The organism is Bacteroides sp. HF-4919 (assembly GCF_018860125.1).
This window is the reverse complement of the sequence record NZ_JAHKNF010000014.1, coordinates 133146-150845: the sequence shown is the minus strand read 5'-3', so window position 1 is coordinate 150845 and position 17700 is coordinate 133146. Positions and strand designations below refer to the sequence as shown.

Here is a 17700-nt window from a genome sequence, read left to right as displayed (position 1 = left end):
TGAGAATACTCCTTAAATTGTATATTTGCACTATCGATTAACATGCTCTAAGATAAACATTTTAGAGCAAATTAAAAAGTCCGAGCTTGGGAAAGTTCGGACTTTTACATAAAAAAAGAGGGTACCCTTTTCGGACACCCTCCGGTACATACGTACACGTATGCGCTGAAATCTGTTACGGAGTTTTACGGGGGTGAAGGAACATCGATGCCGGTGGGTGAAGTTTTCACTCCGGGCAGGTTGAAGGAGTATGAGGAATGGATGAAACTGGAAGGGGCGCGAAAGAGAAGCTCCGGCAAGGAAGGGGCGCAAAAGATAGATAGGGGGCCGAAAGGGTTGAGCCTCAATACCATCTCTACCTACATGCGTGATTTGAAGGCGGTGTACAATCGGTTCGGGAGTTGTCTGTTTTGCCTTTCGTCCAAATGCGATATGCCGACAAAGCGAACCAGTCCTGCTCCATGATTTTTTAATTCATTTTCTATTTCTTGGTTTAAGTATTTCATGTTTCTTTTTTTGTAATAGGGATATAAATATCTGTTATAAGCTCCGCAGCCGGAGTTTTTTCGGGAGTGTTGATGTAAGTCTCAAAGGTGAGCTGTTCCCGTAGGGTATAATCGCTTGTTGGCAACCAGTCGAGGTAATTATAGCCGTACACCTTATTCAGTTCATGATAAAACCACGCCGATACCCAGTATCGTACCCCCCTACTGCCAGTTGAATCCACCAGGCCGAACAGCAGGTAGACGCCTAATTGCAGAATCTGTAATTCGGGTTATATTCCCCGTAATTTATCTACTAAATATATTCTCTTAACCACACACATACCTTTGTAACATGAAAAACAACAATTTAAACAATAGATAATTATGAGCAAGAAAGTATTGATTTTATCATCCAGTCCGCGACGCGGGGGAAATTCTGATACACTTTGTGATGAGTTTATGCGTGGAGCCACAGAGGCGGGGAACGAAGTGAAAAAGGTTTTTCTACGGGACAAGACCATCCACTATTGTACGGGATGCGGTGTATGCAGCCAATATAAGAAGCCGTGCCCTCAGAAAGATGATGCGGCGGAAATTATTGAGAAAATGTTATCGGCCGATGTTATCGTTTTAGCGACACCTGTTTATTTTTATGCAATGAGTGCACAGTTGAAAACGTTACTCGACCGTTGTTGCGGCCCTTATACCGAAATGATTAATAAGGAGTTTTATTTTCTCGCTTCTGCTGCCGAGGGTAAAGAGGGACTTCCTTATTTGGAACATGTATTCGATAACCTCATGGGATTTATCGATTGTCTGGAAAATCCGGTAGTGAAAGGTAAAGTGCTTGCTACCGGTGTTTGGCATGTGGGTGAAATAAAAGGTAATCCGGCATTGGCAGAAGCATATGAAATGGGGAAACAGATTTCATAATATAGATTGGTATAGAATAAATTATTTCAAAACATAATCCTAAAACAGTATGGAAACAAAGACAGTAAAAGCTTACGGAACAGAATCGGCTGAAACACCGCTTCATCGTTTGGATATTCAGCGTCGTTCACTTCTACCGAACGATGTGGAAATTGATATTTTATATTGTGGAATTTGTCACTCAGACCTTCATTCTGTGCATAATGACTGGGGCGGAACTATTTATCCCATAGTTCCCGGACATGAGATTGTAGGACGTGTTACAGGAATTGGTTCGGATGTGACGAAATTTAAGGTTGGTGATTTAGCTGGTATTGGTTGCATTGTCGATAGTTGCGGACATTGCGAACACTGTCACAACGGTGAAGAGCAATATTGTGATGAAGGCTGGACTGTTGTTTTTAATTCGCCCGATAAATATCTTGGCGGACAGACCTATGGCGGTTTTTCGCAAGCTATTGTGGCCGATGCCAATTATGTACTGAAACTTCCTGAGACGATTGATCTTGCAGCATCAGCTCCCATTTTGTGTGCAGGAATTACCGTTTATTCGCCATTGAAGCATTGGGGGGCAGGTCCCGGAAAGAAAGTAGGTATTGTCGGTATGGGTGGGTTAGGCCACATGGCAATAAAGATTGCCAAGGCGATGGGAGCCCATGTTACTGTGTTTACAACATCTCCTTCAAAAATGAATACAGCCAGAGAATTGGGTGCAGACGAAGCTGTTCTGTCCACCGACTCCAGACAGATGGAATATCAGACTCGTTTTGATATGATCCTGGATACGGTTTCCGCACGGCATGACGTAAATATGTATCTGAATGCCTTGAAAGTGGACGGTAGTCTCGTTTTAGTTGGTCTTCCTAACCAACCGCTTGAAGTCGGTGCATTCAATATTGTAAATGGCCGCAAAAGTTTCTCCGGTTCCAATATTGGCGGTATTGCCGAAACACAAGAGGTGATTGATTTCTGTGCGGAACATCATATTACGGCTCAGATAGAGTTGATTGGTGTTGATCAGATAAACGAAGCCTTCCGACGTTTGGAGAAGAATGATGTCAAGTACCGTTTTGTGATTGACATGAAAGCGAAAAAAGTTTCTCCGAATACCGATAATGTGATGTAAGGTCCCATAGACTGATAACACGGACATGGTCCGTGTGTTTCATTTCCAACATATTGGTAGATATCAAAAAAAGCATTCTGTCCTTGTAAGGTATGGAATGCTTTTTTGCGTAATGCCGTTAGTTAGCTGTCTGTATCGCAGTGGCACTTTATGCCAAACTTAAAATTGGTGTAGGCATAAAGAAGCATAATCTGTAATTCGGGTTATGATGTCTGTAATATGTCTACAAGGAGTCTCTTTTCTTCCTTGTATATTTGCAATGTAGAAAGAAGATAATCAATTATTTAATTACTAAAATCAAGGAAGATATGAAACGAAATTTATTATTGGCAGCAACATCGTTTACGATGCTCAGTGCAAATCCTTCTTTTGCTCAAACCGATGCAGATAATTTCTATAGAAGCAATGTGGTAAATATGGAGAAGGTATCCTTTCCCAATCAGTACAAAATGAAAGTGGCAGGTAATCTCTTTTTGCCTAAAGAGATGAAAGCAGACGAGAAACGTCCGGCAATTATTGTAGGACATCCTATGGGAGCCGTCAAAGAGCAGAGTGCTAATCTCTATGCTACGAAAATGGCCGAACGCGGTTTTGTAACTTTATCCATCGACTTATCTTTCTGGGGAAGCAGTGAAGGAGAGCCTCGCAATGCAGTCCTTCCGGAGCTTTATGCAGAAGCCTTCAGTGCTGCAGTCGATTATCTGGGGACACGTTCATTTGTCGAACGTGAGCATATCGGTGTGATTGGGATTTGTGGCAGTGGAAGTTTTGCCATCAGTGCGGCAAAAATAGATCCTCGTCTGAAGGCCATTGCAACCATAAGTATGTACAACATGGGGACAGCCAGTCGTAATGGGCTGAAGCATGCCTTGACTTTGGAGCAACGGAAGCAAATCATGGTCGAAGCCGCCGAACAACGCTATGTAGAGTTCTTGGGTGGAGAAACCCGATATACTGGTGGAACTCCTCATGAAATAACAGAAAACTCCGATCCGATAGCACGTGAGTTCTATGAGTTCTACCGTACTTCACGGGGAGAATATACTCCTGAAGGAGCAACCCCATTGACCACTACACATCCCACGCTCAGCAGCAATGTCAAGTTTATGAATTTTTATCCGTTTGCTGATATTGAAACCATTTCACCACGTCCGATGCTTTTTGTTACCGGAGAGAATGCACATTCGCGTGAATTCAGTGAAGATGCCTACCGGCTTGCCGCCGAACCAAAAGAACTCTATATTGTGCCTGGTGCGGGTCATGTGGATCTTTACGACCGCGTGAATTTTATTCCGTTCGACAAATTGGAGGATTTCTTTAAGACATATTTGAAATAATAAAAGTTCATCCGACACAAATGCGTAGTTTTTTCTCATGCATTGCTGGAATCTGGTTTATCCGAAGAATGCGTTGTCTTGACGTTAACTCCAGGTGCGGACATCCGTAACCTTGAATGCCGGTTCCGTTTACCGGCCGGGGTAAATGCTTTTACATACCGAGGTAAATGGATTTACATGCCCAGGTAAAAGCATTTACATGCCTGGGTAAATGGATTTACGTCGATAGTAAAATTCAGGTAAATATAATCTTCTGATTATCAATTCCATTTAAACGCTGATTCAACTGCGCATGTATCGGGTGAACCATAAAAAAGAAGGATATGGGAATGAAATATGATATAATCATTCTTTTGAGTTACTTTGATGGAGAATATACCAGGGGAAGAAATAAAATCGATAACTAAACAATCAAATCATGGAAATAATTAAGAATAAGGACTATGAAGGCGAACGTCCTTTGTTTGCCACACACGACTTGCAATTGGAAAACGTAACGATTCATGCCGGTGAATCCGCATTAAAAGAGTGCAGTAATATCATAGCGGTGAACTGCCGTTTTGAAGGTAAATATCCTTTCTGGCACACGAATGGTTTCATTGTGAGAAGCAGCTTTTTTACGGAAGGAGCACGTGCCGCACTTTGGTATTCACAAAATCTCCAGATGATGGATACCGTGGTAGAAGCTCCGAAAATGTTTCGTGAAATGGATGGTATCAAATTGGAAAACGTACAACTTCCCAATGCGTTGGAAACGTTCTGGCATTGTCGTAATGTAGAATTAAAAAAGGTACAGATAGATAAGGCCGATTACCTGTTCATGCATAGTGAAAATATCCGTATTGATAATTATAGCCAGAACGGGAATTATTCTTTTCAGTATTGCAAGAACGTAGAAATTCATAATGCTGTCATTAATTCGAAAGATGCCTTTTGGAATACGGAGAATGTAACCGTGTATGACTCTGAATTGAACGGAGAGTATTTGGGGTGGCACTCTCACAATCTACGTCTGGTAAATTGCAGAATCTCGGGAACGCAGCCGCTTTGTTATGCTCACGACCTTGTTATGGAGAATTGTATGATGGCTGATGATGCTGACCTTTGTTTTGAATACAGCAGTTTGCAGGCAACTATTAACACTCCGGTACATAGTGTGAAGAATCCGCGTACCGGCAGTATAACGGCAGAAAGCTACGGAGAAATCATTATGGATGGAAGTATTAAAGCTCCTGCTGACTGCGCACTGCAACTATGGGACAACTTAACTTGCTTTAGCGCATGAAGTACGATTTTGATGAAATAATTTCCCGTCGTAATAGCAATTCCTATAAATGGGATGCGGTGATGGAAGAGGGTGTTCTGCCTATGTGGGTAGCCGATATGGATTTCCGTACGGCTCCTGCTGTGGTTGAAGTGTTACGTAAGCGGATGGATCATGGCATTTTTGGCTATACCAAAGTCCCTCCGGTTTATTATGATGCCATTATAAACTGGTTCACGCGCCGGCATGGTTGGCAGATAGATAGAGATTGGATTATATACACTTCGGGAGTCGTTCCGGCTTTATCTGCCATAATCAAAGCCCTGACAGTTCCGGGTGACCGTGTGCTGGTACAAACCCCGGTTTACAATTGTTTCTTTTCTTCTATTCGTAATAATGGTTGCGAAATAGTAGCTAATCCCCTTGTATACACGAATGGAACATACCGGATTGATTTTGACGATTTGGCAAGGAAGGCTACCGATCCGAAAGTAAGACTATTGTTACTTTGCAATCCACACAATCCTGTAGGAAGGGTTTGGACCCGGGCAGAACTGATGTGTATCGGTGAAATTTGCCTTCGTAATGATGTACTGGTTGTAGCGGACGAGATACATTGTGAGTTGGTTTACTCGGGGCATACTTATATACCTTTTGCTTCTATTTCGGATGATTTCCGAACTCGTTCGGTTACCTGTACTTCGCCAAGCAAAGCATTCAACCTTGCCGGATTGCAGATTGCCAATATCTTTGCGGCTGATGAATCTGTACGTGTGAAAATAGATAAAGCAATCAATTTGAATGAGGTTTGTGACGTGAATCCGTTTGGTGTGGAAGCCTTAGTGGCCGCCTACAATGACGGGGAAGAGTGGCTGGAGGAACTGAAATGTTATCTGTCGGATAATTACCTGTACATGAGGACTTTTTTCAATAAGTATCTTCCACAATTTCCTGTTGTGAAATTGGAAGGTACATATCTGGTATGGGTAGATTGTTCGGTGCTGAATCGTAGTTCAAAGGAAATTGCAGAGTTATTATTGAAGGCAGAAAAACTTTGTATAAACGAAGGAAGTATGTATGGAGAAGCCGGTGAAGGCTTTATCCGTATCAATATAGCCTGTCCCCGACAGATATTGATTGACGGCCTAAATCGATTGAAGAGAGGTCTTAAAGAAATAAGTCTTTGCTATTGTCGGGATAGGTAGATGCTGCTCCATGATACAATTGAGTAAATATAAGAATAGTATTCCCGATAACAGTAGATAACTCTAAATAAGCCGGTGATAACTCATTGTTTTGTCTTTTCTTCGGTACTTTGCAGCTGTAACCCAAACAAAAAACGAAAAGATGAAACGGATTTACGTAACTTTAGTGTTTGTTGCTGCTGTCTGTTGGCAGGTGGCAGCACAAAATGAAGACCGGGTACTTTCTGCAGATAGCCTGATTACGATGGATGGACGTTTAGACAGTTTATACAGATCCTTGCCGGAAGTGATGGTGGTAGGTGAACGTCCGATAGTGAAAGCTATGCAAGGCAAACTTATATATGACCTGCCACGGCTCCTCCGGAATTTAGCGGTAGATAATGCTTATGATGCAGTGAAGGAGCTTCCCGGTGTCACGGAAATGAACGATAACCTTACTTTAGGTGGAAAGAGCGTTACTGTTGTATTGGATGGCAAAGTGACTACAATGACTCCCGAACAACTGAACACTCTATTAAAAAGTATTCCTGCCAGTCGTATAGAGAAAGCTGAAGTGATGTATTCGGCTCCAGCACGTTATCAGGTGCGTGGAGCCATGATAAACATTTGTCTGAAGCAAGGTGATTCCGGAGCAGCCTCCCTGCAAGGAGAAATTTTCAGTGACTACCGGCAAAAGCATTATGAAAACCTGACTGAGCGTGCGAGCCTTCTATATTCCGGACATAAATTTTCTGTAGACTTTCTTTACTCTTACAGTCATGGACGGAACTATTTCTTGACGGATAAGAAGGCTTTGCACACCTTGTCGGATGGTACGATACATCCCATGAACACCAACGAATCTCAAAAAAGTCGTTTTAACAGACACAATTTACGCTTGGGAGGTGATTATCTTTTTGCCGACGATCATCAGCTCAGTTTGACATACAATGCCCAGTTTATGAATGGCTTTAATTTAAGTACAGTGAATGGTACACAAACCTCAAATGCCCGTACCCGGATGGTCGATCAGCTACATAACGGGCAGATCGATTATCACACCCCATTCGGAATGAAAGCAGGAGTGGAATATACTTATTATCATTCGCCTTCTTCACAATTGCTACATAGCCGGTTAGAAGGCGATGAATTGAATTTTCGTAGTAGCGATTCTCAGCGTATCAATCGTTGGAAGCTTTTCCTTTCTCAAGAACATGAACTGCCTAATGGGTGGGGAGTAAACTATGGAGCTGTCTATACTACAAGTTTAGACAACAGCTATCAATATTATTATAATTCTGAGAATGACAACATGATGTTGGAAAGCAACAACATGAAATCTCGTCGGCGGGAACAAACACTGAATTTCTATGCCGGATTTAACAAGAGTTTTGGCGATAACTTGTCTTTGGATGCCTCGTTGGCTGCCGAACAATTCCATACGACTGTATGGAATGAATGGAGTCTATATCCGGCTTTTAATCTCAATTACACTCCGGCACCGGGAAACGTGTGGCAATTGTCACTCAGCAGCGATAAAAGTTATCCCGACTATTGGGCAACTCAAGATGCCGTGTCCTATATGGGCGGAGAATATTCGGAAATTCATGGAAATCCTTATCTGAAACCGGAAATTAATTATCAGCTACAATTGACTTATATTCTGAAGAGTAAATATATATTCAATGTCTGGTATAGCCATACTAAAGATAATGCAACACAAACTCTTTATCAGTCCCCCGACCGATTGGTCGAGATCTATAAATACTTCAATTTTGATTTTGAGCAACAAGCAGGTATACAAGCTGTTGTTCCATTTACGATAGGTCGCTGGCTAAGTTCACGTTTTACGTTGACCGGCGTTTACGATCGCCAGAAAGACAGTGACTTCTGGAATATTCCTTTTGACAGGAAAGTATATTATGCCATGTTGAATATGAATCATACCCTGACCCTTTCTTCCCGTCCGGATCTCAGGTTGATTGTGAATGGGATGATGCGCAGTAAGGCAATACAGGGCATTTATGATTTACCGGTATCCGGCAATGTAGATGTGGCACTCAGATATACCTTTGCTGGTGGGAAAGCGTTGTTAACCTTTCGGTGCAATGACTTGTTTGAAACGGCTCAAATCTCTCCGCATATTCGTTATGCCACGCAGAACGTAACAAACCATTATTCCGCTTTTCGTGAATTGGGTATCTCGTTTACCTATAAATTCGGAGGATATAAAGAGAAGAAACGTGAAGGTGTGGATACTTCACGTTTCAAGTAGATTTACTCTTAAAAATTAAGGAGGGGCTATTGGACAGGTATGGTTACTGTTATTTTAGTACCTTCCTTGTATGTCGGATCGATATTTATCTCTCCGGATAACCTGCGGATAATTAGTTGACACAGATATAGTCCTAATCCATTTCCCGGAGTAAACGTGTTGAGTTTCGAGAAACGTTCGAATACCTCTTTGTGCTTGTCAACCGGAATACCGCATCCGGTATCTGTCACACTGATATGAAGCTGTTGGTGTGCTTCATCCATGCGGTAACGGAGGGTGATAGTTCCTTTTTCGGTAAATTTATTAGCATTGTTCAACAAGTGTTCTATAACCAATGATAAATATTTCTCATGGGTAGACAAAATGACAGGGTGTTCCGGTAAGTCCATATGATATTCTATATCAGGCTTATGATACCGGCTTAGTTGCTTCATTTCTTGTATGCAGATATGATGTAAATCGACTTGTTTACAAGGCAGCTTTTCCTGTGATACATCCAGACTGGATACCTCGAGCATATTATTGATCAGTGAAGTCAGTAAGACCGTGTTCTTCTGCACCTCGTGTGAGAAGCTTTCGCGGTTTTCTTTATCTACTTCATCATTGAATATCAAGTCAGAGAAACCGACAATGGCGTTAAGTGGTGTTCGTATCTCGTGGCAAACAGAATTAATGAAAGCTGTTTTCATCTTTTCACTTTCTTCAGCCTTTTGCTTGAGATTCCGGAGGTGAATCTTCATCTTTTTTTCTTTTTTCAGATTGTGATATAAATAAAGACAGATAACGATTACAATGGTCAGGATGACGAACAGGCATATCACTAAAATGCGTTTATTTTTGATTTCAAGCTGTGACTTTTCATTATTCAATTTGTTCACCTCATATTTTATTTGGAGTTCACTAAGTTGCTTTTGCATATTTTCAGTGTTTAGCGAATCTTTATACTGAGCAGATATTCTAAGGTATGCCAGCGCCTCCTTAAAATTGCCCATGGCCTCATATGTTTGTGATTGAATGTCGTAGAGTCCTGGCAGATTATTTGGAATTATCGTTTGAGCTATTTGAATCAGACTGTCGTTGGCAATTAATGCTTTCTCGTAATTGGGGTGAGGCTTTAAGTTCAAGTAATAGTTGTCCATTGATAGGAAATAATTGTACCGGTCGTACGGATTTGTCAGCTCCTTGTTCAGTTTTACTATTTGCTGCCAGTAATAATCCATCTTTTCGGGAGCTACCATGATAGCATTTGTCAACAGTGACGCATAGATTTGTAACTCACGTGCAGCCAGATTGTAAAAGGGGCGTTTTGCTTTGTAATGATCTTTATAATACAGTTGCTGATTTTCCAAATCTTCTTCCAAAAGACGGATCGCTGAGTCACATTCGTTCAAAAAACTATAGATATTGGATAATTTCCAAACAATCATTGATACAAATTTAATGCGTTTCTCAGGAGGTAATTGCTTGGATAAGTTCATTGCTGTTTCCAAATAGGGGAGTGCTTCTTTCATCATTTCATTGGAATGAAGGCTACTTCCGGTGATATAAGCTTGTACGATTTTGCTGTATAGAGATGGTGCGTCCGATTTCTTTTCTTCCGTAAACTGCAATTCCTTCGCAATGGCCTCTTCTGTCTCGTTATGGCTGCATAGCATATCGAAAAAACGCATGTGAAGATAAGCTGATAAAGGAATTATTTCTTTGACATTATGAGTTGCTTTTATCAGATTCATATAATGATACGCTGAATCCATGCGGTATTCTTTAGCCTCTCCGCATGCAAGATCATTCAATGCATCAAGCATCATGGGTGTGTCACCTGCCTTTTTAGCTTCTCTATACATGCCAAGCAAATATGTTTTTTCGTCCGGTGTTTCAAAACAGATATCTGCCAGGTTTCTGTAGATACTGATTCGTTGAGCGGATACTGTTGTATGTTTTAGTTGTAGTAAGAGGCTGTCTTTTGCATGGTGATCTATAGCTGATACTATTCCGGTACAGATACATAGAGCCACAAAGATTATATATCGTATCATATTGCTTGTTTGTTTGTAAGTAGCAAATATACGTCTTTTTTCCCTGAAAAATCCAGCAATGATGTGGCATCTTTTTATCTCCACTAAAAAAAGGTAATAAAGACAACTTTGATATGGAGTTAATTGTTAATTTTGCGACTTCATTTACTAACTTAATAACTCCCAATATGAAATCAGACATAGAAATAGCACGTAGTGTTGAATTGAAGAAAATAAAACAAGTGGCTGAAAGCATCGGTATACCTCGCGATGAAGTAGAAAATTATGGCCGGTATATTGCAAAAATCCCTGAATATCTGATTGATGAAGAGAAGGTGAAACAGAGCAATCTGATTTTGGTCACTGCCATTACCGCAACGAAAGCAGGGATTGGTAAAACGACTGTATCCATAGGTCTTGCATTAGGATTAAACAAGATAGGTAAAAAGGCAATTGTTGCTTTGCGTGAACCTTCCCTGGGACCGTGTTTCGGTATGAAAGGAGGGGCAGCAGGAGGAGGTTATGCCCAGGTACTTCCGATGGAAAAGATTAATTTGCATTTTACCGGTGATTTCCATGCCATCACTTCGGCTCACAATATGATCTCTGCATTACTGGACAATTATTTATACCAGAATCAATCTAAAGGTTTTGGTTTGAAAGAGATTCTCTGGCGTCGCGTACTCGATGTCAACGATCGTTCATTGCGTAACATCGTAGTTGGCCTTGGTCCGAAGACAAATGGTATTACACAGGAATCCGGATTCGATATTACACCGGCTTCGGAAATTATGGCTATTCTTTGTCTTTCAAAGGATGTAGATGATCTCCGCCGTCGTATCGAGAATATTCTTTTAGGCTACACTTATGATAACAAACCGTTTACTGTAAAAGATCTGGGGGTGGCAGGGGCTATTACCGTCTTGCTGAAAGATGCTATACATCCGAATCTGGTACAGACTACCGAAGGCACCGCTGCATTTGTACATGGTGGCCCATTTGCTAATATTGCCCATGGCTGTAACTCTATTTTGGCAACAAAAATGGCGATGACTTTTGGAGATTATGTTATCACAGAAGCCGGCTTCGGTGCCGATCTGGGAGCAGAGAAATTTTATAATATTAAATGTCGTAAGAGCGGGCTTCAACCACGTCTGACAGTGATTGTTGCCACAGCACAAGGGCTCAAAATGCACGGAGGAGTAAGCCTGGACCGAATTAAAGAACCGAATCTTGAAGGATTGAGAGAAGGTTTGCGCAATTTGGACAAGCATGTTCGTAATCTTCATTCGTTCGGTCAAACGGTTATCGTTGCTTTCAATAAATTTGCGAGTGATACGGATGAAGAAATGGAGTTGCTTCGTGAGCACTGTGAGCAGTTAGGAGTAGGCTATGCTATCAATAATGCCTTTACGGAAGGAGGTGAGGGTGCTGTCGAACTGGCGAACCTTGTGGTTGAAACAATTGAGAATAAACCGTCTGAACCGTTACAGTTTACATATAATGATGGAGACAGCGTACAGCAGAAAATCGAGAAAATCGCAATCAATCTATATGGTGCAAGTGTCGTGACTTATAGTACACTGACCCGTAACAAGATTAAATTGATTGAAGAAATGGGTATTGGTCATTATCCTGTATGTATTGCTAAAACCCAATATTCTTTCTCTGCCGATCCGAAAGTATATGGTGCGGTAGATAATTTCGAACTTCATATTAAAGATATCGTTATAAATAACGGTGCCGAGATGATCGTAGCGATTGCGGGCGAAATAATGCGTATGCCGGGTTTACCTAAAGAACCACAAGCTCTGCATATTGACATCGTGGATGGTAATATTGAAGGATTGAGTTAAAAATAGTCCGATATAAAGCAATAAATAAATCCCCGCTATTCTTTTTGAAAGAATGGCGGGGATGACGGATATATAGAGTCCAGTGTGCTACTTCTTGATTCTTTCTAACACACTGTACGATTGTAGCTCCTTCTTATTATTGTATTGTTCAGAGCGGACAATTCCAATATTGGGTGCATACCATTCATATCCATAACCTTTTATTGTTTCCTGAGGAGTCCAGATATTCATTTCGTACTTTACTTTGGTACAATAGAATGCTCCTGCTGGAGTGTTTACCGTTTCGGTAGCAACAAATTCCCGGTCGAAGATAGAAATTTCGGCGCGGTTATTTTTATTGCCTTTTTGATAAAGACGCAGAGTGCCGTCATCAAACTCATCATCGTCTCCCGGACTCATTGGATCGGAAAATGCATTCGGGTAATTCATTAAATCTCCCATCATATATACATCGGCATTCATCATATTAAGTGCAGTGGGGAATGTGGCCACATCTCCCATACTCATAGAGAAGTTACCGTCATTGCAGCGAGCCACCATTTGCCCGGAATTGAGTGTTTTTCCAGAAGCATCAGTAAATGTATAGTTGGCTACTACTTCCATTCCTGAAGGGTAATCGTAGGCTTGGTCTACTCTGTAAACAAGGATGTTGGTGAGTTTACCATCAGCGGTATAACAATTACGAGTGATTTGCTCACCTTCTTGGTTAGGAAAGAAGAAGGCGCAATCCTGATTTTGAGCCATAGCTCCTGCAGCAACAAATAATGTAGTTGCAACCATTAAATTTCTTATTTTCATATCAGTTTAGGTATTAAGTGAATATCTTCTTTTTTTTAACTACTTAACAACGTTCTTAGGAAGGAAAGGTTTTAGGGTAGGCTGTTAATGCCATGTTAAAAGAGCAAAAAAAATGCCCGCAACTTTCTTCACAGAGAATTGCGAGCCCACGTATGTTATTGTTTAATACTAAAATGTGCTATTTAATAAGCGAAGATCGGATATTTTTCCATTGTCTTATTGACACGTGCACGTACTTGTGCTATCACTTCTTCGTTCTCTACGTTCGATAGAACGGTTTCGATCATTTCTGCAATCTCCAGCATCAGATCTTCTTTTGCACCACGAGTCGTGATAGCGGGAGTACCCAAACGGATACCTGAAGTCTGGAACGCAGAACGACTATCGAACGGAACCATGTTTTTATTGACTGTTATATCAGCAGATACAAGTGCTTTTTCGGCAACTTTACCTGTCAAGTCAGGATATTTACTGCGTAGATCCACCAGCATCGAATGATTATCCGTACCGCCGGAAACGATGGTAAAGCCACGGTCAATTAAGGCTTGTGCCAATACGGCAGCATTCTTTTGTACTTGCTTCTGATATTCCTTATATTCCGGTTGCAAGCACTCACCGAAAGCTACGGCTTTAGCTGCAATTACATGTTCCAGCGGGCCACCCTGTATTCCGGGGAATACAGCTGAGTCGAGCAACTGAGACATCATTTTAATTTCTCCTTTTGGAGTTTTCTTTCCCCATGGATTGGGGAAATCTTTACCCATCATGATTACACCGCCACGAGGTCCCCGCAAAGTCTTGTGGGTAGTTGAAGTTACGATATGAGCATATTTCACCGGGTTATCCAACAGTCCTGCTGCAATTAATCCGGCAGGATGTGCCATATCAATCATAAGGATCGCACCCACCTTATCGGCAATTTCGCGCATACGTTTGTAATCCCATTCACGAGAGTAGGCTGAACCTCCTCCAATTATCATTTTGGGTTTCTCACGTAATGCCACTTCTTCCATCTGGTCGTAATCCACGCGACCGGTTTCCTGTTTTAAATTATATTCGCAGGGAGTGTAAATGATTCCCGAAGTATTTACTAATGAACCATGTGAAAGGTGACCTCCGTGTGCCAGATTCAGTCCCATGAACTTGTCGCCCGGGTTCAACACAGCAAGAAATACAGCAGCATTAGCCTGTGCTCCTGAGTGAGGTTGTACATTGGCCCATTCTGCACCGAAAATCTCTTTCAAGCGGTCGATGGCAATTTGTTCACTCTGGTCTACCACCTCACAGCCGCCATAATAGCGTTTACCCGGATATCCTTCCGCATATTTGTTGGTAAGACAAGATCCCATTGCCTCCATCACCTGATCACTCACGAAATTCTCTGATGCGATCAGCTCAATGCCTTTCAACTGACGTTGATGTTCTTTTTCGATAATCTCGAAAATTAAATCGTCTCTTTTCATTATTTGTTATAATAAGATTAAAGTATATCTTGAAACCTTTATTATTATAATCGCACAAATTTAGGTAATATTTAAAGAGTGTGCAACCTTTTAGCTAAAAAAGTTATTTAAAATATAACTCCGAGTGAAAAACTAAGTACATTATCACGGCGTCGAAAAGTGATATTACTTACTTCGGGCTTACCTTCGACGTCTATATTATCGTAAGTAACAGACTTCGACAAGTTGCGAAGTCCTTGTTCATAACGAAAATCAAAAAAGATACGTGAAATGCTGACGCTTACTCCGATCACTGCGCTGGCATTGAAGGGATGTAACCTCTCATGGATGCCTTGCTGGTCGAAGTTCTCAAAGGTGATTTTATTTTTTTGATTCCACAGATATCTTAGTTTCGGTCCGGCAAAAAGAGACATGCTGTAAGGGCCTTGTCTTACTACGTGATAGCCGTAAAGCAACGGAAAATCAATACTGTGAATAGTTGAATTAACCGATGCATAGTCAGGTTCGATATCGGGATGTTGTGAACCCAGTTTGTCGAAAGTGATTTCGCATCTGCTGATGTTATACGATATCTCGGGCTGTATAAAATGTCTCTTCATGTTGAAACGCATGAAGAGAGCACCGAAATAACCTATTTTATAATTATTCTGAATCTCGTCAATGGTTACATCTTTGATTTTCAGATTGGAAACCAAAAACATGGAAGAGTTAAAACCACCCCTGATTCCTACATTTATTTTGCGGTCATCCGGGCGTTTTTCCTTTTTATGATCACCTTCACCATAAGCGGCAAAAGTAATCCACATATATATAAAAAGGAGAATCACTCGTTTCATAGCTTCACTTTGTTTTCTTTTCTACTGACCAACCGAATTTACCGATCTTTTCTCCCAGATTATAATATCCCCCATGTACATATACAAGCGGATTAGCTTCTGCCAGTTCCAGTTTTCCGGTTTCCCGGTTTAAGTGACGGTCATCCGCCCGAATGTTTACCACATCGGCAATAAACATATCATGTGATCCTAAAGATACAATTTCTTTCACCCGGCATTCGATACAAAGGGGAGATTCCTCAATGAGAGGCGCACTCACCACTGTGCATTTACCCGGTGTCAGTTTCATTTCTTCAAATTTGTGATAATCCTTACCCGATCGTACCCCACACCAGTCTGTTGCAAAAGCCATATCCCGGGTTGTCAGGTTGATCACAAACTCCATATTCTTTTTTATAATAGGATAGGAGTAGCGTTCGGGACGGACAGAAATATAGCACATCGGTGGATTGGTACAAATGGTTCCGGTCCAAGCCACCGTAAGTATATTGTATTCATTTTCATTGTTTCCGCAACTTACCAGTACGGCAGGCAACGGATAAATCAGGGTTCCGGGTTTCCAGTCTTGCTTCATCTTTTTTATTAACAGCGTGCTATATGCGCTACAAGTGCTATTACGCCATAGCACAGTATTTTAAAACTCGTAGCGCTATGTCACGTAACTAAATGATTGTGATATCTTCTCTTTTCTGTTCTTTTTCGCAATAATGGCATTTTATAACGCAACTATCCTTGTCAATCACATGGAATAACGTGGCCATCGGTTCATTGTTCGTAATACATTTCGGGTTGGCACATTTCACTATACCTTTCAACTCGTCCGGCATACGTACCTCTTTCTTCTCTACCACTTCGTAGTCACGGATAATGTTTAGTTTTACATGAGGTGCTACTACGGAAATACGGTTGATTTCTTCGTCACAGAAGAACTTGTCGGCAATCTTGATGATTCCTTTCTTACCCAGTTTCTTGCTGTCCAGATTGAATCCGATAGTAATATTGGTCGTCATGTGTTCCAACCCAAGCAGTGAAACTACAGTAAAGAGTTTCTCCGAAGGGATATGGTCGATAACAGTGCCGTTTTTCAGTGCGGCCACCTGTAGTTCTTGTTTATTCTCGCTCATGATTTTATAAAATATCTTGTAAAGTGATTCCTAATACATCGCAAAGTATAGCTTGACGGGCATAGAGACCGTTCTGTGCCTGCTGAAAGTAGTAAGCTTTCGGACTATCGTCCACGTCATAAGCTATTTCGTTAACACGTGGCAATGGATGCAGGATGCGGAGGTTAGGACGAGTGTTTTCGAGCATTTTCGCTTTTAGGATATATACATTCTTCACCCGTTCATATTCCATTAGGTCAGTGAAACGCTCACGTTGTACGCGGGTCATGTAAAGAATATCCGCATCCTTAATTACCTCTTCGTTGAAGTCTGTGTGCTCCACATATTTTATGTTATGTTCTTTGCAATAAATCTTATATTCTTCCGGCATCTTCAGCTCTTCGGGAGCAATGAAGTGGAAAGTCGGATTAAAATGCCGCATTGCCATCAACAAAGAGTGTACTGTACGTCCGTATTTCAGGTCACCTACCAGATAGATGTTCAGATTCTCCAATGTACCTTGTGTTTTATAAATGGAGTAGAGATCGAGCATTGTTTGTGAAGGGTGCTGATTGGCTCCGTCCCCGGCGTTTACGATAGGCACTGGAGCCACTTCACTTGCATAGCGTGCTGCTCCTTCCAGAAAATGCCGCATTACAATCACGTCAGCGTAGTTACTAACCATCATAATTGTATCTTTCAGAGTTTCCCCTTTGGATGAGCTGGTAGCTTTAGGATCCGAGAATCCGATAACCCGTGCGCCCAGGCGATTGGCAGCAGTTTCGAAACTTAGCCGGGTGCGGGTAGAAGGTTCAAAAAATAGGGTAGCCACTACTTTACCTTCCAATAACCGGCGGTTGGGATTCTTCTCAAATTGTTTCGCCATTTCGAGCATATAGAGGATTTTTTCTTTCGAATGCTCCGCTATGGTTACTAAACTTCTGTTTTCCATATCGTTATATGTTTATTGATATATCCTTTATTTCGGTTTGTAAAGATACGAAGAAAAATACAGGTTCTGCAAG

14 protein-coding genes and 3 pseudogenes are annotated in these 17700 nt (G+C 41.4%); 8 read left to right on the top strand and 9 right to left on the bottom strand.

Annotated elements, in window-relative coordinates; translation table 11 throughout:
* Positions 1–144 precede the first annotated feature (144 nt).
* Positions 145–393, top strand: a pseudogene (locus KO473_RS23580) (phage integrase SAM-like domain-containing protein); the annotation flags it as partial.
* On the opposite strand, the pseudogene KO473_RS23575 reads toward KO473_RS23580, so the two are convergent.
* Together KO473_RS23575 and KO473_RS20360 are read right to left on the bottom strand one after the other, a co-directional pair.
* Positions 378–506 (bottom strand): annotated as a pseudogene (locus KO473_RS23575) (epoxyqueuosine reductase); the annotation flags it as partial. The pseudogenes KO473_RS23580 and KO473_RS23575 sit on opposite strands and share 16 nt — an antisense overlap.
* A pseudogene (locus KO473_RS20360) lies at positions 503–676 on the bottom strand (GyrI-like domain-containing protein); the annotation flags it as partial. The pseudogenes KO473_RS20360 and KO473_RS23575, both read right to left, overlap by 4 nt.
* Positions 677–869: 193 nt before the next feature.
* Between KO473_RS20360 and KO473_RS20355 the strand changes: the two are divergent.
* From KO473_RS20355 to KO473_RS20330, 6 genes are all read left to right on the top strand, one after another.
* Positions 870–1418 (top strand): flavodoxin family protein, encoded by a 549-nt coding sequence (locus KO473_RS20355; RefSeq protein WP_005777589.1) that lies wholly within the window; start codon positions 870–872, stop codon positions 1416–1418.
* 49 nt (positions 1419–1467) lie between these two features.
* A complete protein-coding gene (locus KO473_RS20350; protein ID WP_005820170.1) occupies positions 1468–2544 on the top strand; it encodes an NAD(P)-dependent alcohol dehydrogenase in 1077 nt (358 codons plus the stop codon).
* 308 nt (positions 2545–2852) lie between these two features.
* Positions 2853–3881 (top strand): alpha/beta hydrolase, encoded by a 1029-nt coding sequence (locus KO473_RS20345; protein WP_005805943.1) that lies wholly within the window; start codon positions 2853–2855, stop codon positions 3879–3881.
* A 418-nt stretch (positions 3882–4299) separates the two neighbouring features.
* Positions 4300–5166: a DUF3737 family protein gene (locus KO473_RS20340; RefSeq protein WP_005777594.1), complete on the top strand. Its 867-nt coding sequence runs from the start codon at positions 4300–4302 to the stop codon at positions 5164–5166.
* Positions 5163–6350 (top strand): MalY/PatB family protein, encoded by a 1188-nt coding sequence (locus tag KO473_RS20335; RefSeq protein WP_005820173.1) that lies wholly within the window; start codon positions 5163–5165, stop codon positions 6348–6350. Before KO473_RS20340 ends, KO473_RS20335 begins: the two co-directional genes overlap by 4 nt.
* Positions 6351–6492: 142 nt before the next feature.
* A complete protein-coding gene (locus tag KO473_RS20330) occupies positions 6493–8604 on the top strand; it encodes an outer membrane beta-barrel family protein (RefSeq protein ID WP_005820175.1) in 2112 nt (703 codons plus the stop codon).
* 26 nt (positions 8605–8630) lie between these two features.
* On the opposite strand, the gene KO473_RS20325 is transcribed toward KO473_RS20330, so the two are convergent.
* Positions 8631–10640 (bottom strand): sensor histidine kinase KdpD, encoded by a 2010-nt coding sequence (locus KO473_RS20325; protein WP_005820176.1) that lies wholly within the window; start codon positions 10638–10640, stop codon positions 8631–8633.
* Between the two features lie 167 nt (positions 10641–10807).
* Here KO473_RS20325 and KO473_RS20320 point away from each other — a divergent pair, with 167 nt between their 5' ends.
* Positions 10808–12475 carry a formate--tetrahydrofolate ligase gene (locus KO473_RS20320; protein WP_032537139.1) on the top strand — a complete coding sequence of 556 codons (1668 nt, stop codon included), beginning with the start codon at positions 10808–10810 and terminating at the stop codon, positions 12473–12475.
* An 87-nt stretch (positions 12476–12562) separates the two neighbouring features.
* Here KO473_RS20320 and KO473_RS20315 read toward each other — a convergent pair whose 3' ends face one another.
* The 6 genes from KO473_RS20315 to pyrB all read right to left on the bottom strand — a co-directional run bounded on the left by KO473_RS20315 (position 12563) and on the right by pyrB (position 17627).
* The gene (locus tag KO473_RS20315) at positions 12563–13273 is read right to left on the bottom strand and encodes a hypothetical protein (protein ID WP_005820180.1); all 711 of its coding nucleotides are present in this window, start codon (positions 13271–13273) and stop codon (positions 12563–12565) included.
* Positions 13274–13455: 182 nt separating this feature from the next.
* Positions 13456–14736 carry a serine hydroxymethyltransferase gene (gene glyA, locus KO473_RS20310; RefSeq protein WP_005805953.1) on the bottom strand — a complete coding sequence of 427 codons (1281 nt, stop codon included), beginning with the start codon at positions 14734–14736 and terminating at the stop codon, positions 13456–13458.
* A gap of 107 nt (positions 14737–14843) precedes the next feature.
* Positions 14844–15572, bottom strand: a complete 729-nt coding sequence (locus tag KO473_RS20305) for a porin family protein (RefSeq protein WP_005805955.1) — start codon at positions 15570–15572, stop codon at positions 14844–14846.
* A gap of 4 nt (positions 15573–15576) precedes the next feature.
* Positions 15577–16146: a flavin reductase family protein gene (locus KO473_RS20300; protein WP_005820182.1), complete on the bottom strand. Its 570-nt coding sequence runs from the start codon at positions 16144–16146 to the stop codon at positions 15577–15579.
* Positions 16147–16234: 88 nt separating this feature from the next.
* Positions 16235–16696 (bottom strand): aspartate carbamoyltransferase regulatory subunit, encoded by a 462-nt coding sequence (gene pyrI / locus KO473_RS20295; protein WP_005777611.1) that lies wholly within the window; start codon positions 16694–16696, stop codon positions 16235–16237.
* Positions 16697–16700: 4 nt separating this feature from the next.
* Complete coding sequence (gene pyrB, locus KO473_RS20290; RefSeq protein WP_005777613.1) at positions 16701–17627, bottom strand: aspartate carbamoyltransferase; 927 nt, start codon at positions 17625–17627, stop codon at positions 16701–16703.
* Positions 17628–17700 lie beyond the last annotated feature (73 nt).

Coding starts and splice junctions, on each gene's coding strand:
- KO473_RS20355 (WP_005777589.1), top strand. CDS start 870: ATGAGCAAGAAAGTATTGATTTTATCATCCAGTCCGCGACGCGGGGGA.
- KO473_RS20350 (WP_005820170.1), top strand. CDS start 1,468: ATGGAAACAAAGACAGTAAAAGCTTACGGAACAGAATCGGCTGAAACA.
- KO473_RS20345 (WP_005805943.1), top strand. CDS start 2,853: ATGAAACGAAATTTATTATTGGCAGCAACATCGTTTACGATGCTCAGT.
- KO473_RS20340 (WP_005777594.1), top strand. CDS start 4,300: ATGGAAATAATTAAGAATAAGGACTATGAAGGCGAACGTCCTTTGTTT.
- KO473_RS20335 (WP_005820173.1), top strand. CDS start 5,163: ATGAAGTACGATTTTGATGAAATAATTTCCCGTCGTAATAGCAATTCC.
- KO473_RS20330 (WP_005820175.1), top strand. CDS start 6,493: ATGAAACGGATTTACGTAACTTTAGTGTTTGTTGCTGCTGTCTGTTGG.
- KO473_RS20325 (WP_005820176.1), bottom strand. CDS start 10,640: ATGATACGATATATAATCTTTGTGGCTCTATGTATCTGTACCGGAATA.
- KO473_RS20320 (WP_032537139.1), top strand. CDS start 10,808: ATGAAATCAGACATAGAAATAGCACGTAGTGTTGAATTGAAGAAAATA.
- KO473_RS20315 (WP_005820180.1), bottom strand. CDS start 13,273: ATGAAAATAAGAAATTTAATGGTTGCAACTACATTATTTGTTGCTGCA.
- glyA (WP_005805953.1), bottom strand. CDS start 14,736: ATGAAAAGAGACGATTTAATTTTCGAGATTATCGAAAAAGAACATCAA.
- KO473_RS20305 (WP_005805955.1), bottom strand. CDS start 15,572: ATGAAACGAGTGATTCTCCTTTTTATATATATGTGGATTACTTTTGCC.
- KO473_RS20300 (WP_005820182.1), bottom strand. CDS start 16,146: ATGAAGCAAGACTGGAAACCCGGAACCCTGATTTATCCGTTGCCTGCC.
- pyrI (WP_005777611.1), bottom strand. CDS start 16,696: ATGAGCGAGAATAAACAAGAACTACAGGTGGCCGCACTGAAAAACGGC.
- pyrB (WP_005777613.1), bottom strand. CDS start 17,627: ATGGAAAACAGAAGTTTAGTAACCATAGCGGAGCATTCGAAAGAAAAA.